The 25,509-nt window shown below is 55.1% G+C and carries 32 protein-coding genes and 2 pseudogenes; 15 read left to right on the top strand and 19 right to left on the bottom strand.

Features of this window, described 5'->3' with window-relative positions:
* The first annotated feature begins 195 nt into the window (after positions 1–195).
* Positions 196–1,116, top strand: coding sequence for a LysR substrate-binding domain-containing protein (locus tag ACYZTW_RS16560; protein ID WP_462000913.1), 921 nt, complete (start codon positions 196–198; stop codon positions 1,114–1,116).
* On the top strand, positions 1,116–2,027 hold the full coding sequence (locus tag ACYZTW_RS16555; RefSeq protein WP_462000912.1) for a LysR family transcriptional regulator: 912 nt from the start codon (positions 1,116–1,118) through the stop codon (positions 2,025–2,027). The genes ACYZTW_RS16560 and ACYZTW_RS16555 overlap by 1 nt, the downstream gene beginning before the upstream one ends.
* A 41-nt stretch (positions 2,028–2,068) precedes the next feature.
* On the opposite strand, the gene ACYZTW_RS16550 is transcribed toward ACYZTW_RS16555, so the two are convergent.
* On the bottom strand, positions 2,069–2,845 hold the full coding sequence (locus tag ACYZTW_RS16550; RefSeq protein WP_462000911.1) for an alpha/beta fold hydrolase: 777 nt from the start codon (positions 2,843–2,845) through the stop codon (positions 2,069–2,071).
* Between the two features lie 263 nt (positions 2,846–3,108).
* On the opposite strand from ACYZTW_RS16550, the gene ACYZTW_RS16545 reads away from it, so the two are divergent.
* From ACYZTW_RS16545 to ACYZTW_RS16530, 4 genes are all read left to right on the top strand, one after another.
* The gene (locus tag ACYZTW_RS16545) at positions 3,109–3,732 is read left to right on the top strand and encodes a DJ-1/PfpI family protein (RefSeq protein WP_462000910.1); all 624 of its coding nucleotides are present in this window, start codon (positions 3,109–3,111) and stop codon (positions 3,730–3,732) included.
* Between the two features lie 43 nt (positions 3,733–3,775).
* Positions 3,776–4,321 carry a cysteine hydrolase family protein gene (locus tag ACYZTW_RS16540; RefSeq protein ID WP_462000909.1) on the top strand — a complete coding sequence of 182 codons (546 nt, stop codon included), beginning with the start codon at positions 3,776–3,778 and terminating at the stop codon, positions 4,319–4,321.
* A gap of 32 nt (positions 4,322–4,353) precedes the next feature.
* Complete coding sequence (locus ACYZTW_RS16535) at positions 4,354–5,034, top strand: glutathione S-transferase family protein (protein ID WP_462000908.1); 681 nt, start codon at positions 4,354–4,356, stop codon at positions 5,032–5,034.
* A 194-nt stretch (positions 5,035–5,228) separates the two neighbouring features.
* Entirely contained in the window at positions 5,229–7,301 is a 2,073-nt protein-coding gene (locus tag ACYZTW_RS16530; RefSeq protein ID WP_462000907.1) for a 2Fe-2S iron-sulfur cluster-binding protein, read from the top strand.
* Positions 7,302–7,318: 17 nt separating this feature from the next.
* Here ACYZTW_RS16530 and grxC read toward each other — a convergent pair whose 3' ends face one another.
* The 4 genes from grxC to cynS all read right to left on the bottom strand — a co-directional run bounded on the left by grxC (position 7,319) and on the right by cynS (position 9,133).
* Positions 7,319–7,582 (bottom strand): glutaredoxin 3, encoded by a 264-nt coding sequence (grxC, locus tag ACYZTW_RS16525; protein WP_462000906.1) that lies wholly within the window; start codon positions 7,580–7,582, stop codon positions 7,319–7,321.
* Positions 7,583–7,612: 30 nt separating this feature from the next.
* Entirely contained in the window at positions 7,613–8,275 is a 663-nt protein-coding gene (locus ACYZTW_RS16520) for a carbonic anhydrase (RefSeq protein ID WP_462000905.1), read from the bottom strand.
* 37 nt (positions 8,276–8,312) lie between these two features.
* Positions 8,313–8,561 carry a DUF2790 domain-containing protein gene (locus ACYZTW_RS16515; RefSeq protein ID WP_462000904.1) on the bottom strand — a complete coding sequence of 83 codons (249 nt, stop codon included), beginning with the start codon at positions 8,559–8,561 and terminating at the stop codon, positions 8,313–8,315.
* A 104-nt stretch (positions 8,562–8,665) separates the two neighbouring features.
* The gene (gene cynS, locus ACYZTW_RS16510; RefSeq protein WP_462000903.1) at positions 8,666–9,133 is read right to left on the bottom strand and encodes a cyanase; all 468 of its coding nucleotides are present in this window, start codon (positions 9,131–9,133) and stop codon (positions 8,666–8,668) included.
* Positions 9,134–9,284: 151 nt separating this feature from the next.
* On the opposite strand from cynS, the gene ACYZTW_RS16505 reads away from it, so the two are divergent.
* Complete coding sequence (locus ACYZTW_RS16505; protein ID WP_462000902.1) at positions 9,285–9,827, top strand: hypothetical protein; 543 nt, start codon at positions 9,285–9,287, stop codon at positions 9,825–9,827.
* Positions 9,828–9,927: 100 nt separating this feature from the next.
* Here ACYZTW_RS16505 and ACYZTW_RS16500 read toward each other — a convergent pair whose 3' ends face one another.
* The 8 genes from ACYZTW_RS16500 to ACYZTW_RS16465 all read right to left on the bottom strand — a co-directional run bounded on the left by ACYZTW_RS16500 (position 9,928) and on the right by ACYZTW_RS16465 (position 14,885).
* A complete protein-coding gene (locus ACYZTW_RS16500) occupies positions 9,928–10,287 on the bottom strand; it encodes a hypothetical protein (protein ID WP_462000901.1) in 360 nt (119 codons plus the stop codon).
* Between the two features lie 182 nt (positions 10,288–10,469).
* A complete protein-coding gene (gene wrbA / locus ACYZTW_RS16495; RefSeq protein WP_462000900.1) occupies positions 10,470–11,069 on the bottom strand; it encodes an NAD(P)H:quinone oxidoreductase in 600 nt (199 codons plus the stop codon).
* Between the two features lie 103 nt (positions 11,070–11,172).
* Complete coding sequence (locus ACYZTW_RS16490) at positions 11,173–11,649, bottom strand: nuclear transport factor 2 family protein (RefSeq protein WP_462000899.1); 477 nt, start codon at positions 11,647–11,649, stop codon at positions 11,173–11,175.
* A 68-nt stretch (positions 11,650–11,717) separates the two neighbouring features.
* Complete coding sequence (locus ACYZTW_RS16485) at positions 11,718–12,350, bottom strand: carbonic anhydrase (protein ID WP_462000898.1); 633 nt, start codon at positions 12,348–12,350, stop codon at positions 11,718–11,720.
* Between the two features lie 597 nt (positions 12,351–12,947).
* Complete coding sequence (locus ACYZTW_RS16480) at positions 12,948–13,097, bottom strand: type II toxin-antitoxin system Phd/YefM family antitoxin (RefSeq protein ID WP_462000897.1); 150 nt, start codon at positions 13,095–13,097, stop codon at positions 12,948–12,950.
* A gap of 294 nt (positions 13,098–13,391) precedes the next feature.
* The gene (locus ACYZTW_RS16475; protein ID WP_462000896.1) at positions 13,392–13,871 is read right to left on the bottom strand and encodes a hypothetical protein; all 480 of its coding nucleotides are present in this window, start codon (positions 13,869–13,871) and stop codon (positions 13,392–13,394) included.
* A 3-nt stretch (positions 13,872–13,874) separates the two neighbouring features.
* Entirely contained in the window at positions 13,875–14,249 is a 375-nt protein-coding gene (locus ACYZTW_RS16470; protein ID WP_462000895.1) for a hypothetical protein, read from the bottom strand.
* A 180-nt stretch (positions 14,250–14,429) separates the two neighbouring features.
* Complete coding sequence (locus tag ACYZTW_RS16465; protein ID WP_462000894.1) at positions 14,430–14,885, bottom strand: hypothetical protein; 456 nt, start codon at positions 14,883–14,885, stop codon at positions 14,430–14,432.
* 31 nt (positions 14,886–14,916) lie between these two features.
* Between ACYZTW_RS16465 and ACYZTW_RS16460 the strand changes: the two genes are divergently transcribed.
* Positions 14,917–15,240: a helix-turn-helix domain-containing protein gene (locus ACYZTW_RS16460; RefSeq protein ID WP_462000893.1), complete on the top strand. Its 324-nt coding sequence runs from the start codon at positions 14,917–14,919 to the stop codon at positions 15,238–15,240.
* Positions 15,241–15,416: 176 nt separating this feature from the next.
* On the opposite strand, the gene ACYZTW_RS16455 is transcribed toward ACYZTW_RS16460, so the two are convergent.
* The 4 genes and pseudogenes from ACYZTW_RS16455 to ACYZTW_RS16440 form a co-directional block, all read right to left on the bottom strand.
* Positions 15,417–15,866, bottom strand: coding sequence for an antitoxin Xre/MbcA/ParS toxin-binding domain-containing protein (locus tag ACYZTW_RS16455; RefSeq protein WP_462000892.1), 450 nt, complete (start codon positions 15,864–15,866; stop codon positions 15,417–15,419).
* Between the two features lie 22 nt (positions 15,867–15,888).
* Positions 15,889–16,854 (bottom strand): annotated as a pseudogene (locus tag ACYZTW_RS16450) (tyrosine-type recombinase/integrase); the annotation flags it as partial.
* Positions 16,855–17,591: 737 nt separating this feature from the next.
* Complete coding sequence (locus ACYZTW_RS16445; protein ID WP_462000891.1) at positions 17,592–18,224, bottom strand: dTMP kinase; 633 nt, start codon at positions 18,222–18,224, stop codon at positions 17,592–17,594.
* A 251-nt stretch (positions 18,225–18,475) separates the two neighbouring features.
* Positions 18,476–19,378 carry a LysR family transcriptional regulator gene (locus tag ACYZTW_RS16440; RefSeq protein WP_462000890.1) on the bottom strand — a complete coding sequence of 301 codons (903 nt, stop codon included), beginning with the start codon at positions 19,376–19,378 and terminating at the stop codon, positions 18,476–18,478.
* A 166-nt stretch (positions 19,379–19,544) separates the two neighbouring features.
* On the opposite strand from ACYZTW_RS16440, the gene ACYZTW_RS16435 reads away from it, so the two are divergent.
* The 3 genes from ACYZTW_RS16435 to ACYZTW_RS16425 all read left to right on the top strand — a co-directional run bounded on the left by ACYZTW_RS16435 (position 19,545) and on the right by ACYZTW_RS16425 (position 20,868).
* A complete protein-coding gene (locus ACYZTW_RS16435) occupies positions 19,545–19,742 on the top strand; it encodes a tautomerase family protein (RefSeq protein WP_020723503.1) in 198 nt (65 codons plus the stop codon).
* A gap of 85 nt (positions 19,743–19,827) precedes the next feature.
* Positions 19,828–20,181, top strand: coding sequence for a putative quinol monooxygenase (locus ACYZTW_RS16430; RefSeq protein ID WP_462000889.1), 354 nt, complete (start codon positions 19,828–19,830; stop codon positions 20,179–20,181).
* Between the two features lie 72 nt (positions 20,182–20,253).
* Positions 20,254–20,868: a nitroreductase family protein gene (locus ACYZTW_RS16425; protein ID WP_462000888.1), complete on the top strand. Its 615-nt coding sequence runs from the start codon at positions 20,254–20,256 to the stop codon at positions 20,866–20,868.
* A 96-nt stretch (positions 20,869–20,964) separates the two neighbouring features.
* Here ACYZTW_RS16425 and ACYZTW_RS16420 read toward each other — a convergent pair whose 3' ends face one another.
* Entirely contained in the window at positions 20,965–21,864 is a 900-nt protein-coding gene (locus tag ACYZTW_RS16420; protein WP_462005769.1) for a LysR family transcriptional regulator, read from the bottom strand.
* Positions 21,865–22,014: 150 nt separating this feature from the next.
* Here ACYZTW_RS16420 and ACYZTW_RS16415 point away from each other — a divergent pair.
* The 4 genes and pseudogenes from ACYZTW_RS16415 to ACYZTW_RS16400 form a co-directional block, all read left to right on the top strand.
* A pseudogene (locus tag ACYZTW_RS16415) lies at positions 22,015–22,092 on the top strand (NADPH-dependent F420 reductase); the annotation flags it as partial.
* Between the two features lie 18 nt (positions 22,093–22,110).
* Positions 22,111–22,932, top strand: coding sequence for a DODA-type extradiol aromatic ring-opening family dioxygenase (locus tag ACYZTW_RS16410; protein WP_462000887.1), 822 nt, complete (start codon positions 22,111–22,113; stop codon positions 22,930–22,932).
* Positions 22,933–22,945: 13 nt separating this feature from the next.
* A complete protein-coding gene (locus tag ACYZTW_RS16405; protein ID WP_462000886.1) occupies positions 22,946–23,617 on the top strand; it encodes an alpha/beta hydrolase in 672 nt (223 codons plus the stop codon).
* 16 nt (positions 23,618–23,633) lie between these two features.
* The gene (locus ACYZTW_RS16400) at positions 23,634–24,035 is read left to right on the top strand and encodes a DoxX family protein (protein ID WP_462000885.1); all 402 of its coding nucleotides are present in this window, start codon (positions 23,634–23,636) and stop codon (positions 24,033–24,035) included.
* Positions 24,036–24,177: 142 nt separating this feature from the next.
* Here ACYZTW_RS16400 and salA read toward each other — a convergent pair whose 3' ends face one another.
* On the bottom strand, positions 24,178–25,461 hold the full coding sequence (salA, locus tag ACYZTW_RS16395) for a salicylate 1-monooxygenase (protein WP_462000884.1): 1,284 nt from the start codon (positions 25,459–25,461) through the stop codon (positions 24,178–24,180).
* Positions 25,462–25,509 lie beyond the last annotated feature (48 nt).

The following is a 25,509-nucleotide window of genomic DNA, read 5'->3' as shown; positions in this document are numbered from 1 at the left end:
GAAGGAGCTTGCCGGGAGAATAATTCCGGCCAGCTCCTTTTCATCTGTTTCGCAGTTCTCCCAGGACGCTTTACGTACATGCAGCCAGCCCGACGGCGCGTGCGAAAGTCACTGTAGCCGACGATACTGGCAATCAGGTCTTCCCGCGCAAGCGGCCAGATACCTCGCTATCCTCTCATCAAGACAGGGGCGCCTATGGATCGTTTTCAAGAAATGCAGATATTCATGGCAGTAGCCGAGGAAGAAGGCTTTGCCGCCGCCGCCCGCCTGTTGAATATCTCTCCCCCCAGCGTGACCCGAGCCATCGCCGCGATGGAAGAGCGAATCGGCACACAGCTCCTTTCTCGAACCACACGCAGCCTGCATCTCACCGAAGCGGGTCAACGCTATCTCGAGGATTGTCGGCGTATCCTCAGTGATATCGACGAGGCGGAGGAGGCGGCTGCTGGTAGTTACTCGATACCCTGCGGGCATTTGACCGTGACCGCGTCGGTGCTGTTTGGCGAGTTGTACATCGCGCCGCTGCTGGCCGACTACGTGGACCAGTTTCCTTCGGTGCACCTCAATGCCTTGCTGGTGGATCGTGTAGTGAACATGGCTGACGAGGGTATCGATGTGGCCATACGCATCGGCCATTTGCATGAGGCTAATCAGCACGCCATCAAAGTCGGCGAAGTACGCCAGGTGATCTGCGGTACCCCCGATTATTTCGAACGCTACGGCAGGCCGCGTCATCCCGGTGAACTCAGTACCGCCAACATCGTCATGTCTTCGGCCAGCCATTTGCTGAGCGACTGGCAATTCGTCAACGACGGCAACGCACTGAGCTTTCGATTCGAACCGCGATTGGTGGTCACCGCCAATCAGGCCGCGATCAATATCGCCAGCCTGGGCTGGGGCGTGACGCGAGTATTGTCCTATCAGGTGGCCAGCCAGGTGGCGGCTGGCGAACTGGAATTGGTGCTGGAGGACTTCGAACCGCCTGCGCTGCCCATTCAAGTGGTCTACCTCAAGAGCACCCGAATACCGGCAAAGGTTCGTACCTTCGTGGATTTTCTCGCGGATCGACTCGGCAAGGATTCGGCGCTCAAGGCTGTGGTGAAGGTTTCCAACTGATGGATCGCTACCATGAAATGCTGATGTTCGAAGCGTTATCGGAGCGTCCCAGTCTGGCTGCTGCGGCCCGTCGTCTGGATGTGTCCGGACCTACGGTCGTTCGCGCCATTGCACGGCTGGAGGAACGTCTTGGCGTGCCTCTGTTACTTCGAAGCACCCGCGGGGTGTCGCTGACCGAGGCCGGCGCCGGCTTCATGGCCGATTGTTCACGCATTCTCAAGGCCATCGAAGACGCAGAGGCTTCGGCCAAGGGCTTGCACGTTCAGGCCCAAGGCAATCTCACGGTGCTGATGCCTTTGCTGTTCAGCCGTTATGTCATGACCTCGATTCTGACGGACTACATGAGTCTGTATCCTGAGGTAAAAGTCTTTGCGCAATACCATGATCGTTTTCCGAACATGAATGAAGAGGGCATCGATGTGGCGGTGCTGGTCGGCAATCTACCAAGTTCGTCATTGATCGCACGACAGGTGGGCTATGTACGCTCGATGGTATGCAGCAGCCCTGCTTATCTGGCTACTCACGGTGAGCCCGGCGTACCTGAGGATCTGCAAAATCATCGACTGGTCGCCACCCATGCTTATCGAGACAGGGTCCAGTGGGACTTCCAACACGACGGTGAGGTGAATCACTTAAAAGCCCGGACACGGATCAGTTGCGCGACGGTACAGGCGGCCATCGATGCAGCCGCTCATGGCGCCGGCATTACCCGTTGTCTGAGCTATCCGTTGTACGAGTATTTGAACACTGGGCGATTGCGGCGTGTGTTGCAGCCCTATGAGTTACCGGCGCTGCCGGTGCACGTGGTGTACCGCGAAGGGCGCAAGGCCTCGATGCGGGTGCGCAGTTTTGTTGACCACATCGTCGACGGCCTGCGCGAGCATCCGGCCATGCAGCCGGATGTTCTTTGAACGCTTGCAGTGCACGCAACAGCGGAGGTCGCTGCTAGTCATTACTTAGCAGTGGCAGCTGTTTCAATCAGGCTGGCAACGACTTTCGGATTGGACACCATCACCACATGGGACGCGCCTTTGACTACGACAGTCTTCTTGGCGTGTGCCCGCTCAGCCATGAACACCTGGGCTTGCGCAGGGATGTTCTTGTCCTTGTCGCCATAGACGAAATACGACGGAACGGTTTTCCAGGCGGGTTCGCTCGAGGCTTCATTGAGCGCCGCTACGGTCACGGGACGTTGGGTCGCTGCCATCAATTTTGCGTCAGCATTCGATACATCGGCGGCGAACTGATCGTGGAACTTGTCCTGCTGGATGAACAGATCCTTTCCACCATCGGCCAATTCAACCGGTGGAGCCAGGGTTTGCCCCAAGGTATTACCCGGGAAACGACCCGCCAGGTCGGCGGTGGATTCACCGGCTTCAGGCGCGATAGCCGCGACGTAAACCAGCGCCTTGACGTTGGCATTGCCGTAGGCGGCTTCGCTGATCACCGGGCCACCGTAGGAGTGACCAACCAGTACCACTGGGGTTTTGATGCTTTTCAGTACATCAGCCACCGATTGCGCATCGCCTTTGAGGCTGCGCAGCGGGTTGGAAGCCGCGATCACCGGGTAGCCGTCTTTTTCCAGAATCTTGACCACGCCGTTCCAGCTGCTGGAGTCGGCGAAGGCGCCGTGCACCAGCACGACGGTAGGTTTAACTGGAGCAGCAAGCGCAGCGGTGGCGCTGACCATAGCTGCGGCAAGGGCCAGACCTGCGAATAACTTGTTCATCGGGTGTTCCTGTACGGGGTGGGAGTAGTGAAGCGACAGGGCCATTTGAACCGGATGTTGTGTCCCGTATGTGTCTGACTTGCCCGACCGGCGCATGGAAATATGTCTGAAATCGCCTGAGCTACAAACGGATACAAACGCCGTTCGGGCATTTCAGTGAGCGAAATAGTGGATTGTATTTTGTGGTCGTTCTCTACATCGCGGTTAAGGCGGAGCATAAGCACACACACTCTTCCATGCTGTACAGCAGAGGCTCATGACCGATGAAACGCGTGCTTATGTTACTGGCCAACGGCGTAGAGCCCCTGGAAATGGCCGCTTTTACCGATGTGCTTGGCTGGGCCAACCTGCTGGGTGATCACCCTGTGGAACTGGTCAACGCCGGCCTTCGCAGAAAGATCGTGACCACCTTCGGTCTCATGCTCAATCCGAGTTTTTTATTGAGCGATCTGGACGTGAGCAGCTTCGATGCCTTGGCACTGCCGGGTGGTTTTGAACCGTCTGGTTTTTACGAGGAAGCCTTGAGCGAACCCTTTCTGGCGACCATCCGGCATTTCGTCGAAGCCGGTAAACCCGTTGCCAGCGTTTGCGTGTCTTCCGTGTGCCTGGGCGTGGCCGGCGTGCTGCGTGACAGGAACGCCACGACCTACCACCAGGAGGGTGGCAAGCGGAAAAACCAACTGTTGGAGACCGGTGCACGCTTTGTCGATCGCCCCGTGGTTGTCGATGACCAGATCATCACTTCAAGCGGGCCGGGCACTGCCACCGAAGTTGCATTCGTACTGCTCGAAAAAATAACCAGCGTCGAAAATGCCGCTTTTATCCGCAAGAAGATGCGCTTCGCCACCCCCGACCGTGATTGGTACGAAACGCCGCAAGTGCCCTGAAATGATCCACCAACTCCGATCGACTTTTTACCAAGGTAACCATATGACCAACACAGCACTCATCGTCGTTGATATTCAGAACGACTATTTTTCCGGCGGCAAATGGGAACTCAACGCTACTGACTCGGCCGCTGACAATGCTGCTCGTGTGATTGGAGCGGCACGTGAACGGGGTGACTTAGTCATCCATATCCGCCACGAGACTTTAGCCCCCAATGCACCGTTTTTTGTCCCTGGCTCCGACGGTGCGCAATTGCACGAGAAGGTGCGCAATCTCGCGGACGAGTTTGTCATCGTCAAACACTTCATGAACCCGTATCGCGAAACCGAACTGTTTGATGTGCTTGAACACAACGAGATTGAACGGGTCACTGTGGTCGGGAACATGAGCCACATGTGCATTGATGCTGTCACCCGCGCGTCTGACGACTTCGGGTTTGAGACGACGGTGATTCACGATGCCTGTACGACCCACGACCTGGAGTTCAACCACGTCAAAGTTCCTGCGCCTCTGGTGCATGCGGCGTTCATGGCCGCCTTGAAGTTCGGGTACGCCGAAGTGCTGAGCACTGACGAGTATGTGGCCTAGGTTTTCATTCTGCTGCCGAAAAAGGTAACCCAATGTTCAATCTTTCCAATGCTGTCGATTACTGTTACTGGCCAACCCCCAACGGGCAGAAGGTCGCCATTTTTCTTGAGGAATCGGAACATCCCTACGTCGCGCATCCCGTCAATATCAGCAATGGCGAGCAATTTTCCACTGAGTTCACCCGAATTTCGCCCAATCAGCGCATTCCAGCGATAGTCGACAGAGAGACTGGTGTATCGGTCTTTGAGTCAGGGGCGATTTTGTTGTACCTGGCTCAGCGCCGCGGGCAATTCATCCCCGCCGATGCGAAAGGGGCGGCTGAAGTTATGCAGTGGCTGTTCTGGCAAGCGGCGAACCTGGGGCCGATATTGGGACAGGCAGTGTTCTTCCTTAATTACGCCTCTGAACATGTGCCGCTCGCCGTGGCACGGTTTAGTAAAGAGACCGAACGTTTGTATTGCGTTCTGGAGCAGCAATTGAGCGAACGACCTTACGTCGCCGGCGAGTACTCCATTGCCGATATGGCGATCTATCCTTGGGTGCTGCAACATGACAAGCAAGGAATGACGCTCGATGGTTATCCTAACGTCGCCGCTTGGCTAGAAAAAATCAGTATGCGACCAGCAGTGGTTCGGGCCTACGCTAAAGGGGAGCAAATTCGTCCATCTGGTCAAACTGATCAAGACAGAAAAAAGCTTTATGGGCTTCCATAACGGGGTCGCTACCCACTTAGGCGATTCCAGGTTGCTTGAGTGCGTGCAGGGTCTGTCTCGAGCTTCATGAGGTTGCAAAGCGCAGAGTTGATGATCACCGGCAACTGCGTATTAGACCCCGCTGCCGGGGATTCAACCATTCCTCGCCGGGCGGCGGGTGAAGGGCACCTGTTTATGAATGCGTAGAGGTGATCATGAATCAGTCGGACGCGCCAGGAGCATCCCCTTGGCATGCGGGTGAGCGTGAATTGCAGGAAAGCGTCGGCGTCGCGGATCAAATGGAGATCTTCGGACGCAAGGTCGTACGTGACTACATGCCTGATCAGCATCGATTGTTTTACAACCAGTTGCCTTACGTGGTGGTGGGCGCGGTCGATGAACAAGGGATGCCTTGGGCCACATTGATCGAAGGCCCCCCTGGCTTCATCCATTCACCCGATCCGCGAATGCTGCAACTCGACCGCCTGCCCGCCGAGGGTGATCCAGTTAGGGCGGCCCTTAAGCAAGGCGCTGCGGTGGGACTGCTGGGCATAGACCTGAAGACCCGAAGGCGCAATCGCATGAACGGCAACATCAGCACCGCCTCGTCAGGCGGTTTTGCCGTTTCTGTGGTGCACGCTTTCGGCAACTGCCCGCAATACATTCAGTTGCGAGGCGTTGAGCCGGTCAGCCTTGGCCACGCCTCTGCAAATGTTGCGGCCGAATGTCTCAGCGAACTGGATGAAGCCGCGAAGTCGGCCATCAGCAAGGCCGATACCTTTTTCCTCGCCAGCTATGTCGACCTGGATGGCGATGCATCCCAGCGCTCGGTGGACGTTTCTCACCGGGGTGGCAATTCAGGTTTCGTCAGGATCGAAGGCAACGTGCTGACGATTCCCGATTTCGCCGGCAACCTGCACTTCAACACCTTGGGTAATTTCCTGCTCAACCCGCGCGCAGGGCTGGTGTTCATCGATTTTGAAACAGGCGACATGCTGCAAGTCAGCGGGCGTACCGAGATCATTCTCGAGGGCCCGGAGATTGCCGCCTTTCAGGGGGCTGAGCGGCTCTGGACGCTGACCGTGGAACAGGTGGTCCGACGTCAGGCTGTGTTGGCCCTACGTTGGCGGTTTGAAGGTTTTTCGCCTAACAGCCTGATGACGGGCAGTTGGGAGCAAGCTGAGGGCCGATTGCAAGCCGATAACCTGCGCGATCAATGGCGACCGCTGAGGGTGACGCGGATCGTTGACGAGAGCAGCTCCATTCGCTCCTTCTATTTTGAACCGGCCGATGGCGCGGGCATACCGCGGTTCGAGGCTGGCCAACATCTGCCGGTGCGCTTTTGCCTTGCTGAAGGACAGGCGCCTCTGGTCAGAACCTACAGCCTGTCGAGTGCGCCGTCGGACAGTTTTTTCCGCATCAGCGTCAAGCGTGATGGACTCATCTCGTCGCATCTGCACGACCGCGTTCAGGTTGGGGATCTGGTTGAAGCCCGTGCCCCTCAAGGGCGCTTCACGGTGCAAGCCGATGAATATCGACCGTTGGTTTTGCTGGCCGCGGGCGTGGGCGTGACCCCACTGCTGTCGATGCTGCGTGAAGTGATTTATGAAGGCGAACGTATCCGTCGCACTCGACCAACCTGGTTCATCCAAAGTGCGCGCAGCCTGAGTGAACTCGGGTTTCGCGATGAGCTGTACGAACTGGCGACCCGTGCCAAGGATAAAATTCGTGCGCTGCGTCTGCTCAGTCAGCCGGAAACTCATGCTCGCGTTGGTGAGGATTTTGAGGTGGCGGGGCGTGTGGATGTCGAACTGCTCAAGGCATTGCTGCCCCTGGACGATTACGACTTTTACCTGTGTGGCCCTGGTGCTTTTACCCAGGCGCTGTACGACGGTCTGCGTCAGTTGCGTATTGGCGATGATCGTATTCACGCGGAGACTTTCGGTCCTTCGACCCTGGTTCGCCAACGGGATCATTTAACCCCGGCGGTCGAGCAGATAGCGGCGGCAAGCAGCCCGGTCAAAGTGCTGTTTTCGGCGTCGGCGAAGGAAGCTCGTTGGGAGCCGGGTGGCGGGAGTTTACTGGAACTGGCCGAGAGCCGTGGCCTGAACCCGGACTTCAGTTGCCGGGGCGGATCGTGCGGTACATGCCGGACCCGATTGGTCAGTGGCCAAGTGCATTATCTGAACCTGCCGGCTGAGATGCCGGCCGAAGGGGAGGTACTGATTTGCTGTGCGGTACCAGCGCAAGCCAAGGGGGGCGACGCCCCCCTGGTGCTGGATTTGTGAGCTGGCGTCATCGGTGCTCATCCCGCCATGCGCGGGTTGAGTACCTGGTCGATGCCGCCTTCGCTTTCAAGTTGAGCCAAGTCATCGAAGCCGCCAACGTGCCAGTTGCCGAAAAAGATCTGCGGGACGGTACGGCGACCGCTTCGGTTGATCATTTCGTTCTTCACGTCGACTGAGCGTACATCGATTTCCTTGTACGCAACCCCTTTGGCATCAAGCAAACGCTTGGCATTACGGCAGTAGGGGCAGGTCGTGGTGGTGTACATAGTGACTTCAATCATGTTGCGTACTCCTGAAAATTAGAGGCTGATTTAGGCAACAGCTTTTGCTGGACGGGCATGAACGGCAACGGTGTTCGGATGCTTGACCAGTGACTTGAAGGTTTTGTTGTCGGTGTCCAGGGCGTCGATTGAACCGGTCCCGATGTCGTAGACCCAGCCATGCAGATTCACCAGACCTTTTTCCTGAGCCAGGCGCACGCTTGGATGAGTCTGAATGTTGGCCAGTTGGGCGATGACGTTTTCACGCACCATGGAACTGACTTTGGCGGCTTCACTGGTGTGAGGACGCGATTCGTTGATGACTTTCGCCGACTCGGCATGTTGCAACCAGCCGGCGACCGCAGGCAGGTGATCCATGCACTTGCACTTGGCGACAGCGGTCATGGCACCGCAATCGGAATGGCCGCAGATCACGATATCGGTCACGCCCAGTACGGCGACGGCGTATTCGACCGTGGCCGACACACCACCGGAATGCGGGCTGTAGGACGGCACGATGTTGCCAGCGTTACGGATCACGAACAGTTCGCCAGGCTCTTGCTGTGTCAGCAGTTCCGGTACAACACGGCTGTCGGAGCAGGTGATGAACAACGTGCCTGGATGTTGCGTGGTGGCCAAGTGTTTGAACAGGTCAGTGCGTTGCGGAAATGCTTCTTTTTGGAACTTCAAAAAACCTTCGATGAGCGCTTTCATGATGTTTACCTTTCATTGAGTGTGGAGTGAGTGACAATTAGTTGGTGCAGCCGCTACCGATCACGCTGTATTCCAGGATGTGGGTTTCACCGTGCGTATCGCGGTAAGTCATTTGCACTGGCGTCGGGCCACAGACATCAGCCGTCGGGGTGATGTGAATGACTTTGGCGATATCCAGGTGCATGCCATACGCATATGGAACGGCCTCAGGTGCTACCACAGCTTCCTGCGCGTAGGCTGACAGCGAAGCCGTCAGGGACAGGGCGAGAAACAGAATTTTTTTCATGACGAATCCTCCATTCAAATGTGGTGATTGATCGAAAAGGGTTAAGAAATTTTTTGAAGCAGGCCCGCAAGGCTGCGGGCCGATTTACAGGTCCGGTTGCATCCTTAGAAAGGACGCAGTGGCAGGAACTTGCCGTCGAGAGTGATCACTGCACGGTGACCGCCTTCCGGGTCTTCGACTTTCTTCATGTCGAGCTTGAAGTTGATCGCGCTGATGATGCCGTCGCCGAACTGCTCGTGAACCAGGGCTTTCAAGGTGGTGCCGTAGATCTGGATCATTTCGTAGAAGCGGTAGATGGTCGGATCCGTTGGAACACCCGACAGGCTGCCGCGCAGTGGGATGATTTGCAGACGGGAGACCGAGTCGGCGTCCAGGTCCAGTTTTTCGCCGATCACTTTGGCAGCGGCTTCAGGCAGTGGGTGCTGACCGAGCAGGGCGGCGGTGACGTAGGCCAGGCCCAGGCCGGTGCCTTCTGCCATGTCCTCGAAGGACAGATTTTTGCGAGCTTTGGCGTCCAGGATTTTGGCGGTCAGCTCTAGGCTGGTGTCGTTGTAAGCGTGGGACTGTTGCACGGTGTTTCTCCTATCGGGTTTGCTTGGTTGGTGTAGCTAGGTAGGTGTTGCTTGGGTGTGAAGCAATCTTCTGCCGTTTGCTCGATAGCGTCCAAGACCGATATACAATCCGTCGCATAAGCGCTACCTATAGATGCATGTCGGAGTGTTCATGAACGTTGAAAACTCAGAAACGCTAATGTTGATCCCCAACGGCTATCCGGTTTGGATTGACGTGGCTCAGGCAAGCATCGGAGGGGCGGGCACGGCCATGCGCTTTGTATTGCCCTTGCATGCTCACAACCTACCGTTGATGCATCGTCAGGAAACAAAACTGGTGGTGGCACTCAAGGGCGAACTGGATATTCGTGCCGGTCGACAGCGGATCGCGTTACTTCAAGAAGGCGAGGCTACAAAACTCAACCCCGGGATTGCTCACCGCATCCATCAGTACGGAAAGGGTCCAAGTACTGTCGGTGCAGTTTTATGGCCAGGCGCGGTTGAACAAGCCTTTCGCGAGCTTGCGGCGGCAGCTATACAAAACGCTTATCAGCGCACCGACATGATTGAACTTCTCGCTCGGTACGATGTGGTCTGGGCTACTCAATCTCATGAACATGATCCTGAATCGATTACGGTCCGGCCGTTCCGAGATTGGCTGGGCGATTTGCCAGAGACGCTCGCGAAGCTGCTAGAACTGAGGTGGGGAAAGTAGAGCCAACGTCTCGACCTGGCCGACGAGGCGAAAGCGTAAATGCGTGGATCGCAGAAAAAAAAGCCCGCGAGTGGCGGGCTCTATTTCTACAGCTGTAATTTTAAGGAGTAATTGCATGCAGTCGTCTGCCTTTGACATTTACCTGCTGGCCGATGGCAAACTCTTCGCGCGGAGAGCGCACTACTCGCTCCTCACCTGTGCTACTTCGAACTGTGTATGCACGTTCCTCCAGACCACTTGCCTTCTGGACTTCGCGTCCTCCCAGCAATCCAATCCCTGCTCCTATTAACGCACCCAAGGGGCCGCCTGCTGCACCGCCAACCAATACGCCGGTTCCTACTCCAAATGCCACGCCCGCAGTAGTATCGCCGGTTTGCGAGAGAACCTCGTCGGCTTGCGCGGTGCCTGCGCTAAATAGTGAAAGTGCGATAGTTATAGTTAAACCACTGAAGTGTTTCATGCTGCCTCCGAATGACAAGCACCTCCGGTACCCACCATATTGATCATCATGAGCGGCCAACATACAGCGCCGCCTGACCTTTCTTGAACGTCAAAAAAGCTCGGATTTCCGTGACGCTGACCGGCAATCGTCTCAGCAAAAAGTTATCACCATGCGGGTGCCTCGATAGCTGGTGGGGAAACCTATTCCTTGAGTTTTTCAGCAATTTTTGCGACGTATTGCCCTTGGTGATGAGCAATGCCTAATTCACGCGGGTCCGGTTGGCGAGAGCCATCAGCGCCTGCAATGGTGGATGCCCCATAGGGAGTTCCGCCGCCCGGTTGTGAAACGTCGAATAGTGCCGGATCGGAATAGCCGATTGGCACAATGACCATGCCGTGATGAGCGAGCGTCGTCCATGTAGAGGTGATAGTCATCTCTTGGCCACCGCCGGTACCCGTGGATGTAAATACACTGGCGACCTTGCCAACTAGTGCTCCGGTAGCCCACAAACCACCGGTTTGATCGAGGAAGTTCCGCATCTGCCCTGACATGTTGCCAAAACGGGTCGGCGTGCCAAAGATGATGGCGTCGTAGCCAGCCAACTCGGCGGGGTTTGCTACCAGAGCGGCCTGGTCAGTCTTGCCGTGTGCCGCTTTGAATGCCTCAGGATCCATGACTTCAGGAACGCGCTTCACCGTGACCTCAACACCTGGAACACTTCGAGCACCCTCCGCTACATGCTGCGCCATCGTTTCGATGTGGCCGAACATTGAATGATAGAGAACCAGAATCTTGACCATCTTCACTTCCTCTTTCGCTGCATCGGTTGGGGTCCACCGCATGACGCAACTCAATAGTCTCTAAGACGACTCCATTTTTCGAGCGTAAATCTGCCAGCGCTTTTCACAGACCCAAATCTGAAAGACCTGGATGGTCGTCCGGGCGACGGCCTAGCGGCCAATGAAACTTTCGCTCAGACTCTTTGATTGGCATGTCATTAACACAGGCAAAACGGTGAGCCATCAGACCGTTTTCAGCGAATTCCCAGTTCTCATTCCCATACGAGCGATACCAGTTACCTGAGTCATCGTGCCATTCGTAGGCATAACGCACGGCAATACGATTATCGGTAAATGCCCACAATTCTTTGATAAGCCGATAATCCAGCTCTTTGTTCCATTTTCGAGTCAAGAACGCCGCGGCCTCAGCCCGGTTAACTGCGAAATCAACTCGATTTCGCCACTTGGTATCGGGGGTGTAGGCCAGAGAAACCTTTTCTGCATCACGGGTGTTCCAGCCATCCTCAGCAAGTCGCACTTTGAGGATTGCAGATTCGCGATCAAAAGGTGGTAGAGGGGGACGGATATCAGATTCGGCCATGATGATTGCTCCAGATGTAGCGACACGTTGAGGTCGAGAAGAAATTTGCGTGTGCGGAGGGCGAAGCCCTACGCCTTTGTTTCCGGAAATTCCGCCAGTGGAACGAATGTATTGGTTCTGCCATCCAGTGCGTCTATCGATCCAGTTTCTATGTCATAGACCCAACCATGCAGATTCAGCTTTTTTTGCTCCAGAGCCAATCTAACGCTAGGGTGGGTTTTGAGGTTGGAAAGTTGAGCAATCACATTTTCTCGAACCATTGAGCTAACACGATCTTTATCGGAGGCGTGGGTTCGGGTGGCATTCATCACCCTCGCGGATTCTGCATAGCTCATCCAGGCAGCTACAGCTGGTAAATGATTTAGTGATTTGCCACTCGACACGGCCGTCATCGCCCCGCAATCTGAGTGACCACAAATGACGATGTCATGAACTTCTAGTACTGCGACGGCATATTCGACAGAAGCAGTGACGCCGCCCGGCTGGGGGCCATACGACGGCACTATATTGCCAGCATTGCGAACAACAAACAGTTCGCCGGGCTCTTGTTGTGTGAGCATTTCCGGAATAACTCGACTGTCCGAGCAGGTAATGAATAACGTTTCTGGATTTTGGGTAGTGGCGAGGTACTTGAAAAGGTCGGTTCTTTGTGGGAAGACTTCCTTCTGGAACTTGATGAACCCTTCTATGAGTGCTTTCACGTGCAAGTTCCTGTTGGTGTTTCCGGAATGTATAAGAGGCCGATATTAAGGCGCGTGAAATTTCCCGTCAAAGAACAAGAAGAAGTAATGGTTCATTTGTTATATTGGATGAGTCTAATGTTGTGTGATGTCTAATCCTGATTTAACAAAAAGTTGGTTTAAATTGGATCCGCTTTACATTAAGCGCAATAATTATGGGGTAGTAAACCTAATTGTTGACTGATTTTTTAGGCTGCTGCTTTGTTAGTGCTAATTTCGCTGATCGATACATTTTTTTCACTGAGGTAATGACTGAAACGAGACCGTAGCCAGCGTTCGCCAGGATCGTTGTCCAACGTGGCACTCCAGGACATTGATAGATCGAGTGCAGTGAGGCTTAACGGAACGGGATCGATGCGCAAACCCCCTTGTTTCGACATGGCTTTGGCAACGCTAGCATTTCCGTGTCTTCAAGCAATGATTTTAGGGCGCTGTATTGCGGAACCGCCAATACGATTTGGCGTTGACGCCCGAGAGACCCTAAAGCTCGGTCAATGTAGTCGGTCATTTCACCGTTGAGAGAAACGGAGATATGTGGGCGATTGCAGTATTCATTTTTCAGTGTGTTCTGCTCTTGTCCTCGGCGCTTACGAGCCGGCACATTTCCTTGCCATTTTTAGTTAAGACAAAGGTATGACCTTGGACGACCAATGCGATCACACGGCGCAGTCGACGGCGAGCCTGGCTAACACTAAGGGTTGTGGTCATGGCTCATGCGCCTCGTAATTTGTTCTAGATCGTAGTCTTATCCTGCACCTGCACCTGCACCTGCACCAGCGCCGGCTCACAAGCACTTGCTTTCGGCTTTTGCTGTCATACACATGAGCCAGAGATCACTACCGTCAGGCAGCTACAGCGCACCAGCTCCCTCCCGCTTAAGCCGCGCTACCTTCCGTTTGTCGCAGCGATCCACATAAGAAATTGACCCAAAGACGACCGACGCTCAGGCCGGGCGTTGGAGGGGAAGGGGTTTCCCTTTCTCCGGTGGGATGACCAAAAAAGTCAGTAGCGCTCGGGGTCTACAAAAAAACCGATTTCCTCAAGAATATCGTTAAGCGATCCAATAATCCTCGGCTCGGCGTATAGCTCAAGGCTTGTATAAGAGAGAGCAACCGCAAGCAGTGTTTGAGGTTCGGTGAGGGAGCGGGGGTCAAATGGCCAAATTTGAACCTTGGCAATACTGCTGTCGCTGTAATGATAATCCTCGACAATCTCAACGTCGGTTTGGAGTACCGACCAGCTCAGTAATGAAACTCCATACGTACGTTGCGGTGAGTCGGCAAGCATCGTTCGTTGATCTAAAAACGAATCCCCCACAAAAAACTGGTCCTGTACAGGGAACTGCCTCACGTAAATATCCATTAGCCTGGGCGAAGAAACATAGCTACGGATGGTTTCTATATCTATCAATTCAGAGTTATTTGAAAGATCGCTGCGTAAGTCGTCTATCAAACCCACTTGGTTTGCCATTGCCAGTTTCATTTTTTAATCTCCATAATGTAGATCGCATCTGGGGTGGTGATAGTGCATGCGACGATTGCCTACACGAGAGCCACAGATAGTGCAAATATTCACCGACATCACTTCCGCCAAATTGAAGACGCCGCACACATAATCGTCGCCACCGCGGTAGTAAATTCTCAAGCCACCGAATTTTTCTTTCACCTCCAGGACGGTAACCGGTTCGCAATCTGGGGCAATCTCACACCGAGCAGAAACCAGTGAAAGAGCATTGTTCAGAAGGTCATACCAACCGTCTAGGCATTCGAACCCCCAAAAGAATCTTCCGTTCACGAATGTTGCGTCTGGGAACAGGTTTAGATTTGGTTTGCAAAGCATCTCTTCGTGTTCAGGGCTCATGGGGAACTCCTTATGCAGATTCGTTGTAGTCCACGTCTCAATAATTTCGATCAAAGATTCCACTATCTATAGCTGCTGTATCTGAACTGGAAGATTGATCGAGCGGGATGATGGGTATGTAGCGCTCTATCCATCTTATGGTGTTCGTTAGGGGCACGGATGCGGATCGTGAGGTTCAATTTAAAAAGTTTGTAATTGCTGTTGTTCGAAAAGAATCTGTACAGATTCCAATTTTTCCCAATCGAGCCCCACTGGATAGCGAGCGCCTCCTGCAACCTCATAAGCAAACTCGGTCTTGGGCAAGTCGGTCCCATACGGCTCTTCATAAGAGATCAACTTCACAAGTGGCTGCATCTTCGTGCGCTCTGATTGATTTAGCCATCGAGGGGACACCAACTGGATGTCCTGCACGAAGTACTCAGGATCACTCTCTTCAAGGTGTTTTCTCAGCAGGGAAATGTAGGGAATTAATCTTAATTGGACTCTCGCTTCGCTAGGTTGAGCAGAGGACCGAAAGCCCCACGACACATAGAACCAGGGCAGATTTAGCGAAAGCGTCACGAACTCCCATTCAACGGTGTTGCCTTCAAAAAAGGGAGGCGGGGGGATACGCGACTCCTGATAGGTTTCAAACATATAATAATCCTGAAAATATGCCCTATAGGGCATGGCTCGTTTTGCGGCATTGTGGCCCTATGGCTGCTATTTGCCAAGGGAAAAAATGAAGCAAAAGCATACTTTTGGTCGGGCTTTGCTGGCCGTGCGTCTGGCCCGTAATATGCCGCAGGATGCGCTGGGTCTGGCCCAGTCGAACATCAGCCGACTGGAAAATGGAGCCAAAGCACCCTCTTGGGCGCGTGTGGAAGAACTAGCCGATCTGCTCCACGTCCATCCCTTGACGCTTTTCACGCTAGCCTATACCAGCCAAACCGACGGTGAGGCTCTTCTGCGCAGAGTCCGGAAGGAGCTGGATGAGTTAAAAACTCGATAGAGCTTTCATCTATTGCTCAAGCGATGCTGCCTTCGGAGCGAAAATCTGATGGCGAGCGGTCACCCCATGGCCCTGCTTCGATGCAATCGGTCGCTCGCCGCGACGTAACCGAGTGGCCAGTTCGAATGCAAATCGCCAAGCATTCCCGGGCAATCGCACATTGATGTGGGGTCCGCTTAAAGAGATACACCGTTTTCGATTTTCCAGATCAGCTTCGTAACGGTGTCCATCCCTACAAACGTACTGAGCATGCTACCTGGCGCAAGCCGGTTCAGCGCGCGATTCGGCTGCGTAAGCCACACCATGGTCCCTTTCTTATCACCTTCGAACAGCGCAAGCGCATCCCGTAGTACCAGAGCCTGACGGTATGCATAGTCACTTTTGCTAACCGTGAGCTGGCCAGCCTTTATCCACCTGCGTTGAACCGCAGCTGGAATACTAAGCAAGACAAACAGGGCTTTGGGACTGAGTCCCAGTAGCGAGGCAAGATCGTAATAAAAACTGATGTCCAATCTGCGGTGGATGAGGTCAGCAGCTGCGGTCAAATCTGGCCATAAGGCAAGCGCGTCAAAAAAACCTTTCGATGGCTGTCGAACGCAGGTGTCGCTTATGAGGTGTTTTTCCACGGCCAGGCTCCCACCATGCGCATCATTTTAACTTTAGGTGCTTGACCGAATGCGCACGCTGCTCATCGAGCGAATTGTAGTAGGTGTTTTGCGTGGTGCTTAGACTGTTGTGCCGAAGGTCCGCCTGCAAATCCTTCATATCGCGAAACGGCGCATCAAAGGTCGCTGACGTGTGTCGCAACCAATGCAGCGACGCAGAGCGCAGGTTATCGATCTCATCCTCACTGCGGCCTTCTGCGGTCATTTTCACCAATGCCCGATCAAATACGTGCTGAAGCAACAGGCGTAAATGTCGACCTGAAAGGCCGACCCGGCCGTTCAATGTGGTCAGCAGGGGATAGGTCTCATGCGGCGAGGGCAGGGCGCTTAGTCCCAAGTGTCTGCGATAGCGGGTCATATTAAGAGTGCATATAGTCATCGCGCACGCTGATTTTGGCCGCCTTGTTCCCTTTTCCGACCACATGGAACCACCAGTTGCCCAGGGTATCCCGACGAAAATCCCCCATGGTCGGCTCCCAGTTGTCGCGTCCCACCAGGTCGGAAACCCGCAGGTACATCGCAAACAACGTCGCGAGTATGAACAGCGTACGTTCATGGACGGGATCTTCTTCCGCCATTTCTTCGGCGGTTTCGATCACATAATCCCATTGGAGGTGGGAGAGGGCGCGGCCCGACACGTCCTGGGTATGGCGTTGCTTATAAACGGCTTTTTGTTTGACCGCGCGAAACGGATTGGCCTCGGTGAGTCCTTCGTCCATGGCGTACTGATAGAAGCTGCCACACACGGCAAACACTTGCGCCACTGAACCTTGAGCCATCTTGTAGCGGCTGTCCGTCGTTGCAGACCCCGGAAGATGTCTCTTACGTTTCGGTGGGTCTGGCTGAAGGGACGCCAAGCCACATTGACCTGGTAGATATCCGCGCTGCTTTTCTGCTTGCCACCGACCCGGACGAAACGGGACTTGACCATCGGACCAATCCAGGGCGCTTATCGACTTATCTATTAAGTTTTACGCGGAACCGCACCAACTTGAGTGCGGAACAGACGACTATCGGCTCTCGAACCATTTACGCCAGCGTATGGTGACCAATTCCGGCGATTCATAATTTTTTTCACTTTTTTCCGGCGAATTAAAAATCTTGCGCAACCCAGGTATTACGGGCGTATCCGAATTTTTATCGGTAAAAGACGAGGCTTATTTCCGATAATTTAGAGCGATTTTATCTTTTTTCCGGTGATTAAAAAATGCGTTATGGGGCTTCGAAATCTTGGTTTACGAGCACATTACCTTGCCTAAATACCGCATCTGGCGCCTCCGCACATCCCAACGTGATCCTTTTTCATGCTTCAAGGGCAATTGAAGGGCAAATATTCCGGCGATTCAAAATTCTTTTTCCACTACGTTTTTTTTCCGGTGAATGAGCATTTTTTCTGTATCGCTCTAGGCTCAAACCCCTCTAGCGTCGCGATCGTAGCCACAGGAGCACCAGGAGCACCAGGAGCGGCCCATATTTTATGCGTGGGGGGTCATTTGCAATTTCTAGATGTAGGTTGAGGGTAGATCCGCAGGTTTATGATTTCTAAAGGATTCCGGCGATTCAAAAATTTATGTCCGGTGAATTGCTGATCGCGACAGCAACCGGGCTAATCTCGAAACATATTGTTACGTGTAATGTATATTATGTTAAACGATGTGTCTGGGTGGAACTTCTTCCAAGGGCCTCTCAGCGAACTTCGCCTGCGGCGCATCGAAGGACTCTATAGATCTCAGAAATCACCTGCATCGTTGCGTCTTCGATCGTTCCTTCATTACGGCATAAAACCCAGCCGTTATCTGCAATCGCTCGCTCGAACGACTTGGTACAAGCGACATGTTCTTCCAGCTTATGGATCACAGTACTGCTCAGCCCACGCCGTCGTGCCGCTGCCCTCGCCCATGAAATATCAGGGGCGGTGACAACCCCGACATGCAGGTCTGGCACTCGCACGTTTCGATCAATGTTCAACTGTAGAATTTCTGCAAACGGGACTATCCGGCGAAACGCGGCATCAGACGGGTACCAGCGATCGATCAAGATGATGCTGCCTGGTGGCTGTTTAGCCAGCACGTGCTGGGAAATCCAGGTACGGCTATCAGCAAAGCGCTCACAAACCTCCACCTCCAAATCCCGGGTGGGATTTCTGACGAGTTTGTTAACGAGGGCCATTGTTTCACCCCTGTAGGGATCGCTTTTTTTCTCGCAAAGTCGGATCACCTTTTTGTTGTCTGCCCTCAGTACTTTCGTAACGGCCTCCAACAGTGTGGTTTTGCCGGCTCCCTTGGGCCCATCTAGAGAAACAAACAGCGGACGATTCATTCTTCACATAACGATTGATATACGGTTTTTTTACCCTGTTCGTTCGCTGGAACCGCTTGGCGCGACTACGCGAATCGAGTGGAGGGCCCTTATGAACAGACATTGATGAACACTCTAACCCTGTTTCTGGTTAACCGGTCTCAAAATCCAGGGTTACAGCCGCTTATGAGCATCGGTCATCGCGCACAAGTTAAATGATGTGTAAGGCTCTTTAGAGCAATCAATTGGAATTGACCCGGCGTCAGCCTGAATCACTGCCAATGCTCACATAGCTTGACCAGCTCATCGACCACATACCTGACTTTCGGCCGCAGATGGGACACCTTTGGCCACACGGCATGCACATCGACAGCTTCCGGTTCATACACTTGCAGAACCTCCACCAGCCTGCCTGCTTCGATATCGTCCTGGAACAGGCTGCGTGGCATCTGGCACAAACCGGTGCCGGCGACTGCCGCGAGAATCATGGCTTCCCCGTCGCCAATCTGATGGGGCGACGGTGGCGCATATCGTACGGTCTGCCCCGCCTGCATCACCCGCCAGGATAGCGGCTGGCCGCGTCGATGTCCGACAATGCAACGGTGTTGGCTCAGGTCTTCCAGGGTCTGCGGAATGCCAAAGCGCGTCAAATAGTCGGGGGCGGCACAAATGGCCCAGCGTTGTCGTGTCAGCCGCCGCGCCACCAGACCGCTGGTGTCTTGCAGTTCTCCAAAGCGGACCAGTAAATCGATGCCCTCCTCGAAGGGATCAACCAGGTGGTCGGAGAACGTCAGGTTTAGTTGCAAAGCCGGGTACTTTTTGGCGACCTCAAACAGCAATGGAGCCACGACCCGACGCCCGAATGCCACAGGAATGTCGACTCGCAGGCGTCCGGAGGGCTCACCACCACCGGGACCCAACCCGCTCTCTGCGGCACCAATTTCTTCAAGGGCGGTAGAGCACGCCACGAAATAGGCCTCACCATCCGCGGTCAGGGAAATGCGACGAGTCGTACGATGAAACAACTGTGTGCCCAAGCGTTCTTCCAGGCGCGCAATGGCTTTGCCGACGGCGGATTTTGACACTCCGAGGCGTTCGGCAGCCTGGGTGAAGCTGGTCGAGCGCGCCGCCACGACGAATGTAATGACGCCTTGAAACGAATCGATAGGTACCATGCCAGCTCGATAATTGTAGAGTTTTAATCTACCCAGATTATAGTTTTAGGTCGTTTATCGCCAGCATACTCAACAGTAAGATGGGCTCCAGCAATGCAACGGTGCAGATCGTGATCGTACGTCGCGCACCTATCTCCCGATCATCAATACCCAAAAGGACACCATCATGCCCGTCGTACGTGTGAGCTGGTTCGAAGGTAAAGAACACGCACAAAAAGCCGCTGTTGCCGCAGACATCACCGAAAGCATCGTTAAACACACAGGTACAGATGCCAATTACATCTACGTCATTTTCGAGGACGTTGCGGCTTCGGATTGGGCTGGTGCCGGCAAACTGTTCGGGGACGCGCCCGAGAAACCCTGACCGCCATCGGCACCGAATGCATCGGCTTGGCCAGCGATGCATCCTCAACAGGCTTTCTATGAAGCCTCTGACGCAAGGGCTACTCATGCACCCACATATCTCTTGCCTGTTCTCCCTCGCGGTAAAGCCCGAAGAGTTTCCGGAGTTCAAGGCGCTGATCGCGACCATCGTGGCAGCTACCCGCAACGAGCCTGGCACACTGGTTTACGAATACAGCGTCAACGACGACAACAGCACCGTTCACATCCTTGAACGCTATAACGCCGAGGCTGTAGTCAGTCACGTAGACACCACCTTCGCACCATTCGGCAAGCGTTTTCTCGAGCTGTGCACCGTTACTAGCTTGGTGGTCTACGGCACACCGGATGCAGAAATCCGCAAACGCCTTGATCCGTTCGGGGCGGTATACATGACCCCTTTCGACGGTTTCAGCCGCTGAGTTCAATGAAGGCGCAGGCTCGACGGCAACAACCGGGACTGCGCACATCCCCTTCCCTGCACAGAGATCCCTATGTCCGGTATTGCTGAAGTTATTAAGTCCCGAATTTCCGCCAACAGCTACGACACTGAACGTCAGTTGCCGGATCAACAAATTGCCGAGCTGATCGATTTGGCAACGCACGCCCCCTCCGCCTTTAATCTTCAAAACTGGAAGTTCCTCGCGGTACGCAGCACCGAAGCAAAGGCGCGATTACTGCCATTGGCCTTCGGTCAACAAAAGGTCATGGATTCAGCCGTGATATTTATTGTCTGTGGCACCCTCAATCCTCATGAAACCCTGCCATCAGCCCTGAAGCCGACGCTGGATGCAGGAATCATTGATCAGGCGATCTACGACATGTGGGTTGGCGCGGCTCAAGGCATGTACCAGGACAACCCGCAGTTACAACGCGACGAAGCGATCCGCTCAGGCTCGCTGGCCGCCATGACCCTGATGCTCGCCGCGAAGGGTCAAGGATTGGTATCGACGCCCATGATCGGATTCGACCCGTTGGCAGTGGCTCAGGCGTTTGGTCTCTCCGAGACTGAGATTCCAGTGATGTTGATCACCGTTGGCTATCCTGGCTCGGCCAACTGGCCAAAAAAGCCTCGTAAAGCCGTTAACGACGTTCTGCAGTTCGTGTGAGCGATTGCTGCCAGCGATAGCCAGGCAAGTCCTGCCTTCGCTGGCGGTTGCTTATCGACTCACAACCACGACATGCCTGGGGTCCGCAAAGGCCTGCTACTGCTCCCATTGCGGGTGGGCAAATCGCTCAGCCAGAAAATTGATCAGCACCCGGACCTTGGTTGCTAAGTGCTTGCGGGTGGGATAGACCACGTAGATGCCCAATTCGACCGACTGGTACTCGGGCAGGATTTCAACCAGATCCCCCGTCCGCAAATCCTCGGCCACCATGAAGCTGGGCTGTAACGCGATGCCGCCCCCCGCCAAGGCAATACTGCGACAGGTATCGCCATTGTTGCAGCGAACAATCGGGCGGGTGCGCACACTTTCGCTGCCGTCAGGACCCTGGAACTGCCATTCGTTGCCGCTGGCGAAGTTAGTATAGGCAATCACGCCGTGCTCTGTCAGGTCAGACAAAGTGCGCACCTGAGGGTGACTCGCCAGATAGCCGGGTGAAGCGCACAGACACATTCGCGTGCCCGCCAGTCGGCGCCCTATCAAGGAAGAGCTTTCCATACGGGCAATACGAACAGCGGCGTCGAAGCCCTCCTCCACAAGATCCACCAGTCGGTCGTTCAAGCTGATGTCCAGCTCGACGTTGGGGTAGGCCTTCATGAAGTCGCCCCATAGCGGCGCCAAGTGCAGCACACCGAAACTGACCGGTGCATTCACCCTCAAAACGCCACTGGGTTCCGGTGCGTTGGACGATACGGCCTCCTCGGCCTGATCCATGAGCGCCAGGACTTCACGCGCCTGGTGGTAAAACTGGCGCCCCTCCTCCGTCAACGAAAGCCGTCGGGTTGTGCGGTGCAGAAGTCGCGCACCCAGTCGTTCTTCAAGGCCGCTTACGTAACGTGAGATGGCCGCTTTCGACATCCCCAGGGGCTCGGCCGCCCCGACAAAACTGCCTTTATCGACCACGGTGCAGAAGACCTGCATCTCCAGCGCTCTGTCCATCATTGTCTCGCCAAGTGGAACGGTTAGTCGCATTTGGCCTTATTTGTCTCAATATCTCAATCTATAAACTGAGCCATCGAAACGCACATCAAGACAAATGAGGTCGCCATGAAAATTGCAGTAGTGGGTACCGGAAACATGGGTTCGGCGTTGGCAGGTCTGAATATCTACCTCGGCTACGGCGCCGGCCTGGGCACTTCGATCGCCCCAGCCTGGCTTTACCAGTAATCCGTGAGGAGCATTCACATGAACACTTCTTTCCCCCTGTTGTTTGTGTCTCATGGTGCTCCGATTTTCGCCATCGAGCCTGGTCTGGCGGGTCAACGACTGGCCGAACTCGGTCGCGAACTGCCGCGACCTGATGCCATCGTCATCCTTTCTCCGCACTGGATGACCCGCGGCGAAATCAGCGTTACGGCGAGCAACGCCCCCGACACCATTCACGATTTCGGTGGTTTTCCCGAGGCGTTGTATCAGTTGCGCTACCCCGGACCGGGGGCTCCGGCCCTCGCCGCTCATATCGTGGGGCTGCTGCAGAATGCGGGATGGAAGTCCCGACTTGACGCCGGCCGAGGTCTGGATCACGGCGCCTGGGTACCTCTGCTGTATCTGGCACCTGAGGCCGACATACCCATCGTTCAGGTATCGATGCCTGCCGGCCTCGACACCTATCAAGCCTGGAAATTGGGTAAATCCCTCAAGCCCTTGCGGGAGATGAACGTGCTGATCGTCGCTTCCGGAAGCCTGACCCATAACTTGTATGAGTTTCGGGGGGCTGCCAGCCATGGGGCTGACTACGTGAAAGAGTTTGCTGCCTGGACAGCCCAAAACTTGCAGGCGGGCAACACCGATTTGCTACTGGACTATATGCAGCACGCCCCTTCTGCAGAACGTGCCCCCCCGACTGACGAGCATTTTTTACCGTTGCTCATCGCCCTTGGTGCGGCCGGCGAACGCTATGAAACGCGTGTCCTGGAAGGCGGCGTGAGCTACGGGGTGCTGGCGATGGACAGCTACCTGTTTACCTCGAACGACAATGATGGATCTGAATCCATTCAACTCAGTTAAGGCATGACAGACCATGGGTGACATTACATTTTCTGAAGCGGCCCGCGAGCCGCAAACGGGCCTGTTTTTCCGCAAAGGGTGCAGCACTTCGTCCCCCAGGGGCCGCCTGCTTTTACTGCATGGTGTCGGTTCAAACGAAGCGAATCTCGCATCATTGGCCGCATTGCTGCCCGAAGAACTGGAAGTGATTCTGCTGCGCGGTCCGCTGCAAGTTGGCCCACAGGGCTTCGCCTGGTATCAGGTGAACTTCACCAGCAACGGCCCTTCGTTCAATCAAGAGCAAGCAGAGTCCAGTCGGCACCTGTTGCAGCGATTCATCGAAGCACTGCCCAAGTTGCCGACTGTGATCGCCGGCTTCAGCCAGGGCGGCATCATGAGCGCGAGCCTTGGGGTCACCGAGCCCGAGCTGGTTGCCGGTTTCGCAATTTTGAGCGGACGAATGCTGCGCGAACTTGATCCTCGGATCGCTTCCGCCGAGCGACTCAAGTCGGTCAGCGCTTTCATCGCCCATGGTCATCAGGACAATGTCCTGCCCGTGGCTTGGGCGAAAGAATCGGACGCCTGGCTGAATCGAATCGGTGTCGCCCACGAAACACATTTCTACGACATGGCCCACGAGATTGTCGCTGAAGAACTGGCGGACTTCTCGCAATGGCTGACCCACACGCTGTCACTCTCCAAGTAAACAAAGGAACCGCACCATGATCGACTCACGCACCGCTCCGTATGCCGCACTGGTTATGCGCCTCGCCCTCGGCATCATGTTCATCGCTCACGGACTGACCAAAGTGCTTGTGTTCACCCCGGCAGGCACAGCAGGCTTTTTTGAATCCATCGGCTTTCCGGGCTTTCTGGCTTACCCAGTCATGGCCTTTGAAGTCGTCGGCGGTTTGATGCTGGTACTGGGTGTCTACTCGCGCTGGGTGGCCGCTCTGGCGGTGGTTCAACTGTTCATTGTCGCGACTGTCCACTTCGGCAATGGCTGGAGCTTCACCAACGCAAATGGTGGCTGGGAATATCCTGTCTACCTGGCGGCGACAGCACTGGTCGTCGCGTTGCTGGGTGACGGCGCCATGGCGACAAAAGCATCCAGCAAAGCGTAAGTCACTGCTGGCTCAAAGTCTGCCGACGTTCTGGGGGCTCCAGCGCGCCGGCAGTTCGCGTTCTTGATTCACCAGATCTTAATGGTACTCACAAACGAAGAGAGCTGCGGGAGGCTCCCTCCGTACATGTCGGTTCAATTCGTCAGGCGAGCGCTCGCCAACCCAACTGGGCGTGAGCCTCTTGAAGGTCGGACTGCATATCGTGATTCCACAGCCAGTCGAAACGCTCGGCGAGGGTTTTGCTCAGCAACTGTTCGTCATCGGCCACAGCTGGATCACGCAGTTCATAAAGCTCCCCGGCTTCCCAGGATGTGCGCTGCACACGGCAGGCACGGGGACGACGGATTGCGTCGTAAGCCGCGAGCACCGCTTGTGGCTGGCTGTCCAGAACCTGCGGATCGGCCAGCAATCGCGCCAGAAGCCAAGCGTCTTCCAACCCCTGACCTGCGCCAGCGCCCTGGTGCGGCAACATTGCATGCGCAGCATCGCCGATCAGCCCTACGCGACCGTGCACGTAGCCTGGCAACTCATCGAGTTCATGCAGAGCCCAAAGGGTGGGTGCCGGAATGCATTCGAGCAGCACCCGTGCAGCGTCTCCCCAATGATTGAAGGCGGAGAGCATTTCTTCCTGGCTGGCATTGCGCACCCATGGAGAATTGCTTGGCCAGGTTGGATCAGGGCGACTGCGATCGGAAATAAAGGCCACAACGTTGATCAGCCGGCCTTGTTTAACGGGGAATGTGAGGATATGTGCGTCGAGCCCCAGATACATCTGCGGAACGTCGACCAAGTGCTCATCGACACCCCGATCCCGGTAGGCGGCGCGCAGCTGTTGGCTGTCGATCATCCCACGGTAGGCGCAAGTACCACTGAAACGCGGTGCTACAAGGGGTTCGCCAAGACCGTTGAGAACATGATCACGAATTGAAGACTTGATACCGTCCGCGGCGATCAACAGGTCGCAGCGATGCTCAGTGCCGTCGGTGAATACTACGCGAGCCTGTTCGGCATCCTGCTCCACACTGACAGCGCGCTTGCCGAACTGGGCGATCCCTTCGGGCAACTGACTGGCCAGAGCATCGAGGAAGTCAGCACGGTGTACCGAAGACTGCCCTACCCCTTCGGCCAGGCTTGCGCCCAGATAGCCGGCATCTTCACCACGACGCCATTCGAACCAGATGTCCTGCCAGGGATCCTGCGTTTGGTCGGCGATCTTGCGGTAGGGTTCGGCAATACCCAGACCCGCGATGGCACGAACGGCATTGGCGCCGAAGGAGACACCCGCTCCGACCTCGCCAAAGGCAGGAGCCGCTTCGAACAACCGCACGCTCAGATGGGAATGACGGCACAGGTCCAGGGCCAGAGCCACGCCGGCAATACCGCCGCCAACAATACCGATGTGCAATTTGGATTGAGAAGTACGCATAGCAAGTTACCCATGAGGCTGATTGTTATTGGAGTAACCAAATCATCG

The organism is Pseudomonas sp. LB3P25, from assembly GCF_054897985.1.
Note: the sequence above shows the minus strand (reverse complement) of the source record. Positions and strands in the feature narration are given on the sequence as shown.

Coding starts and splice junctions, on each gene's coding strand:
- ACYZTW_RS16535 (WP_462000908.1), top strand. CDS start 4,354: ATGTTCAATCTTTCCAATGCTGTCGATTACTGTTACTGGCCAACCCCC.
- ACYZTW_RS16405 (WP_462000886.1), top strand. CDS start 22,946: ATGGGTGACATTACATTTTCTGAAGCGGCCCGCGAGCCGCAAACGGGC.
- salA (WP_462000884.1), bottom strand. CDS start 25,461: ATGCGTACTTCTCAATCCAAATTGCACATCGGTATTGTTGGCGGCGGT.
- ACYZTW_RS16560 (WP_462000913.1), top strand. CDS start 196: ATGGATCGTTTTCAAGAAATGCAGATATTCATGGCAGTAGCCGAGGAA.
- ACYZTW_RS16555 (WP_462000912.1), top strand. CDS start 1,116: ATGGATCGCTACCATGAAATGCTGATGTTCGAAGCGTTATCGGAGCGT.
- ACYZTW_RS16470 (WP_462000895.1), bottom strand. CDS start 14,249: ATGAGCCCTGAACACGAAGAGATGCTTTGCAAACCAAATCTAAACCTG.
- grxC (WP_462000906.1), bottom strand. CDS start 7,582: ATGATTGAAGTCACTATGTACACCACCACGACCTGCCCCTACTGCCGT.
- ACYZTW_RS16440 (WP_462000890.1), bottom strand. CDS start 19,378: ATGGTACCTATCGATTCGTTTCAAGGCGTCATTACATTCGTCGTGGCG.
- ACYZTW_RS16520 (WP_462000905.1), bottom strand. CDS start 8,275: ATGAAAGCGCTCATCGAAGGTTTTTTGAAGTTCCAAAAAGAAGCATTT.
- ACYZTW_RS16410 (WP_462000887.1), top strand. CDS start 22,111: ATGAACACTTCTTTCCCCCTGTTGTTTGTGTCTCATGGTGCTCCGATT.
- ACYZTW_RS16435 (WP_020723503.1), top strand. CDS start 19,545: ATGCCCGTCGTACGTGTGAGCTGGTTCGAAGGTAAAGAACACGCACAA.
- ACYZTW_RS16515 (WP_462000904.1), bottom strand. CDS start 8,561: ATGAAAAAAATTCTGTTTCTCGCCCTGTCCCTGACGGCTTCGCTGTCA.
- ACYZTW_RS16465 (WP_462000894.1), bottom strand. CDS start 14,885: ATGTTTGAAACCTATCAGGAGTCGCGTATCCCCCCGCCTCCCTTTTTT.
- ACYZTW_RS16400 (WP_462000885.1), top strand. CDS start 23,634: ATGATCGACTCACGCACCGCTCCGTATGCCGCACTGGTTATGCGCCTC.
- ACYZTW_RS16530 (WP_462000907.1), top strand. CDS start 5,229: ATGAATCAGTCGGACGCGCCAGGAGCATCCCCTTGGCATGCGGGTGAG.
- ACYZTW_RS16540 (WP_462000909.1), top strand. CDS start 3,776: ATGACCAACACAGCACTCATCGTCGTTGATATTCAGAACGACTATTTT.
- ACYZTW_RS16490 (WP_462000899.1), bottom strand. CDS start 11,649: ATGGCCGAATCTGATATCCGTCCCCCTCTACCACCTTTTGATCGCGAA.
- ACYZTW_RS16430 (WP_462000889.1), top strand. CDS start 19,828: ATGCACCCACATATCTCTTGCCTGTTCTCCCTCGCGGTAAAGCCCGAA.
- ACYZTW_RS16460 (WP_462000893.1), top strand. CDS start 14,917: ATGGCTCGTTTTGCGGCATTGTGGCCCTATGGCTGCTATTTGCCAAGG.
- ACYZTW_RS16480 (WP_462000897.1), bottom strand. CDS start 13,097: ATGACCACAACCCTTAGTGTTAGCCAGGCTCGCCGTCGACTGCGCCGT.
- ACYZTW_RS16420 (WP_462005769.1), bottom strand. CDS start 21,864: ATGGACAGAGCGCTGGAGATGCAGGTCTTCTGCACCGTGGTCGATAAA.
- ACYZTW_RS16545 (WP_462000910.1), top strand. CDS start 3,109: ATGAAACGCGTGCTTATGTTACTGGCCAACGGCGTAGAGCCCCTGGAA.
- ACYZTW_RS16505 (WP_462000902.1), top strand. CDS start 9,285: ATGAACGTTGAAAACTCAGAAACGCTAATGTTGATCCCCAACGGCTAT.
- ACYZTW_RS16475 (WP_462000896.1), bottom strand. CDS start 13,871: ATGAAACTGGCAATGGCAAACCAAGTGGGTTTGATAGACGACTTACGC.
- ACYZTW_RS16445 (WP_462000891.1), bottom strand. CDS start 18,224: ATGAATCGTCCGCTGTTTGTTTCTCTAGATGGGCCCAAGGGAGCCGGC.
- wrbA (WP_462000900.1), bottom strand. CDS start 11,069: ATGGTCAAGATTCTGGTTCTCTATCATTCAATGTTCGGCCACATCGAA.
- ACYZTW_RS16550 (WP_462000911.1), bottom strand. CDS start 2,845: ATGAACAAGTTATTCGCAGGTCTGGCCCTTGCCGCAGCTATGGTCAGC.
- ACYZTW_RS16500 (WP_462000901.1), bottom strand. CDS start 10,287: ATGAAACACTTCAGTGGTTTAACTATAACTATCGCACTTTCACTATTT.
- ACYZTW_RS16425 (WP_462000888.1), top strand. CDS start 20,254: ATGTCCGGTATTGCTGAAGTTATTAAGTCCCGAATTTCCGCCAACAGC.